Genomic DNA, 3471 nt, shown 5'->3' on the forward strand with positions numbered 1-3471 from the left:
CTGCGGCGGATGGTGCGCTTCGAGGAAGCCGTACGGGTCCTGCTCGACGGCGGTTACGGGGCGTTCGTGGAGGTGTCGCCGCATCCGGTGCTGACTGCTGCGGTGATGGAGACGGCCGAGGATGCGGGGATCACGGGTGTTCTGACGGTGGGCACGCTGGAGCGGGACAACGGCGGTGCCCCGCGGCTGATCACCTCGCTCGCGCAGGCGTACGTCGCCGGGCTGAGCGTGGACTGGAAGACGGTCCTGCCCGCCGCAGAGCGGGTGGAGCTGCCGACGTATGCCTTCCAGCACGAGTGGTACTGGCTGGAGACGGCGGTCACGGCAGCGCTCCCGGCGGGTGGGGACGGTGCGAGTACGGCGGCGGAGGCGCGGTTCTGGGCGGCCGTCGAGGGCGGCGACCTGGCTCACATCGCGGACACGTTGGCGATCGTGGACGAGAAGCAGCTCAGCGAGGTGCTGCCGGCGCTGGCGTCCTGGCGGCGCCGCGAGCAGGACCGGGTGGCGACGGCGAACTGGAGGTATCGGGTGGCGTGGGCGCCGCTGGCGGAGCCCGAGGCGGGTGTGCTGTCGGGGACTTGGTTGGTGGTGGTTCCTTCGGGCGGGGCTGCGGGGGATCGGGCGCAGGGGTGTGTGGCGGCGTTGGCTGCCCGTGGGGCCGAGGTGGTGCTGCTGGAGGTCGGGGCAGCGGCGGAGCGGGAGGTGTTGGCCGAGCGGATTCGCGCGGTGGTGTCGGAGGACGGGGTTTCCGGTGTCGTGTCGCTGCTGGCGCTGGACGAGACGCCTGTGTCGGCGTATCCGGTGGTGCCGGGCGGGCTGGCGGGGACGCTGGCCCTGGTGCAGGCGCTGGGTGACGCGGAGGTGGGTGCGCCGCTGTGGGTGGCCACCTCCGGCGCCGTGACCGTGGGACCCAGCGAGACGCTGACCAACCCCGTGCAGGCGCAGGTCTGGGGCTTCGGCCGGGTGGTGGGCCTGGAACACCCGGACCGGTGGGGCGGGTTGGTCGACCTGCCCGCCATCGTCGACGAGCGGGCCGGTGCCCGGCTGGCGGCGGTGCTGGCCGGATGCGGTGAGGACCAGGTCGCGATCCGCGCGGCCGGAGTTCTCGGCCGCAGGCTGACCCGCGCCCCGCAGCCCCGAGGCTCCGCCGAGCCGTGGGTGTCGAGGGGGAGTGTGCTGATCACCGGTGGAACCGGCGCGCTCGGCGGACGCCTGGCGCGGCTGGCGGCCGGGCGCGGTGCGGCGCGCCTGGTGCTGACCAGCCGCTCCGGCCCCGCGGCCGCCGGTGTCGCCGCGACGGCTGCCGAACTGGCCGCCCAGGGCGTCCGCGTGGACGTGGTGGCTTGCGATGTGAGCGACCGGTCCGACCTGACCGGGCTGGTGGGCCGGATCGGAACGAGCGGCCCCGCGCTCTCCGCGGTGATGCACACCGCCGGTGTCGGGCAGGCCACCGCGGTGCAGGAGACCGGCCTGGCCGAGACGGCGTCGGTGCTGGCGGCCAAGGCCACGGGCGCGGCTCTGCTGGACGAGCTGACCAGGGATCTGGACCTGGACGCGTTCGTGCTGTTCTCCTCGATCTCGGCGACCTGGGGCAGTGGTCTGCAGCCCTCCTACGCGGCCGCCAACACCTTCCTGGACGCGCTGGCGGAGAGCCGCCTGGCCCGTGGAGCGACGGCGACCTCGGTGGCCTGGGGCCCGTGGGGCGGCGGCGGGATGACCGACGCGGACGGCGCCGCGCAGATGGTGCGGCGCGGGCTGCTCGTCATGGACCCGGGGCACGCCGTCCAGGCACTGGCCCAGATCCTGGACGGCGGGGAAACGCTGGTGACGGTCACGGACATGGACTGGGCGCGGTTCGCACCGCCGTTCACGCTGCGCCGGCCCAGCCCGCTCATCGAGGCTCTGCCGGAGGTCCACCAGGCCCTGGTGGACGCCGCCGCGGACGCGGCCGGGGGCGGCGAGGCCGTCGACCCGCAGGCGGGCGCCATCTTGAAGCAGCAGCTGGCGAGCCTGACGCGGGCCGAGCAGAACCGGACACTGGTCGGCCTGGTGCAGACGCAGGCGGCCGCGGTGCTCGACTACGCGTCGGCCGAGGCGGTCGAACCCACGCGCGCCTTCAGCGACCTGGGCTTCGACTCGCTGACAGCGGTGGAACTGCGCAACCGGCTGAGCACCGCCACCGGCCTTCAGCTGCCCGCCACGCTGCTGTTCGACTGCCCCAACCCGACAGCGCTGGCCGACTATCTCTGGAACGAGGAATTCCAGGACGAATCCGCTCCGGTTTCCCTGATTCAGGAAGTCGACCGGCTCGGGTCGCTTCTGACCGGGGCGACGCCTGACGAGAAGACGTATCAAGAGATCACCGATCGGCTGCAGGGACTTCTTTCCCAGTGGACCAAAGCCGCCGCTCTCACGGAGCGTCAGGCCGTCGCGGAGAAGATCGGGTCCGCATCGGACGACGAGATATTCGAGTTCATCCACAAGGAACTCGGCCGGTAAAGGTTCTCGGCATTGCGGACAGCAAGCTTGAGCTTTCAGAGAATGGGCGAGTGAGGTTCAGTGGCCGACGAAGAGACTCTCCGGGATTACCTCAAGTGGGTAACGACCAACCTGCACGAGACGCGTGAGCGCCTGCGCGAGGTCGAGGAACGAAGCCACGAGCCGATCGCGATCGTCGGAATGGGCTGCCGCTTCCCCGGCGGCGCTCAGGGCCCGGAGGATCTCTGGAGGCTGCTGGCCGCGGGCGGAGACGCCATTGCGGGATTTCCCACCGACCGCGGATGGGACATCGAGGAACTGTACGAACAGGATCCGGACGGCACGTCGCACGTGCGTGAGGCCGGGTTCGTGCAGGACGCCAGCGGGTTCGACGCGGCGTTCTTCGGGATCAGCCCGCGCGAGGCGGTGGCCATGGACCCCCAGCAGCGGCTGCTGCTGGAGGTCTGCTGGGAGGCGCTGGAGCGGGCCGGTGTCGACCCGGCGTCGCTGCGCGGCAGCCGGACGGGTGTGTTCGCCGGTGCCTCGCTGTCCGGTTACGGCTTCGGGCCGGGCATGGACGAGGACCTGGACGTCCACCTGATGACCGGGACCTCGACCAGCATCATCTCCGGCCGGGTGTCGTACTCGCTGGGCCTCGAGGGTCCGGCGGTGACGGTGGACACGGCGTGTTCGTCGTCACTGGTGGCCCTGCATCTGGCCTGCCAGGCGGTGCGGTCGGGGGAGTGCTCGCTGGCGCTGGCCGGCGGTGTGACGGTGACCGCCATCCCGATCATCTTCACCCAGTTCTCGCGGCAGCTCGGGCTGGCCCGGGACGGCCGTTCCAAGGCGTTCTCGGCGGCCGCCGACGGCATGGGCATCTCCGAGGGTGCGGGGATGGTCGTCCTGGAGCGGCTGTCGGACGCCCGGCGCAAGGGCCACGAGGTGCTGGCGGTGGTGCGGGGCTCCGCGATCAACCAGGACGGTGCGTCGAAC

The 3471-nt window shown here is 71.9% G+C and carries 2 protein-coding genes; both read left to right on the forward strand.

What is annotated here, in order from left to right; all coding sequences use genetic code 11:
• The coding region (locus AB0H32_RS47450) for an SDR family NAD(P)-dependent oxidoreductase (RefSeq protein WP_361135688.1) at positions 1-2499 on the forward strand (2499 nt) is incomplete at its 5' end.
• Positions 2500-2559: 60 nt separating this feature from the next.
• On the forward strand, positions 2560-3471 hold a 912-nt coding region (locus tag AB0H32_RS47455; RefSeq protein WP_361135691.1), incomplete at its 3' end, for a polyketide synthase.

Origin of the sequence: Streptomyces sp. NPDC020362 (assembly GCF_040642095.1) — a bacterium.
Lineage (GTDB): Bacteria > Actinomycetota > Actinomycetes > Streptomycetales > Streptomycetaceae > Streptomyces.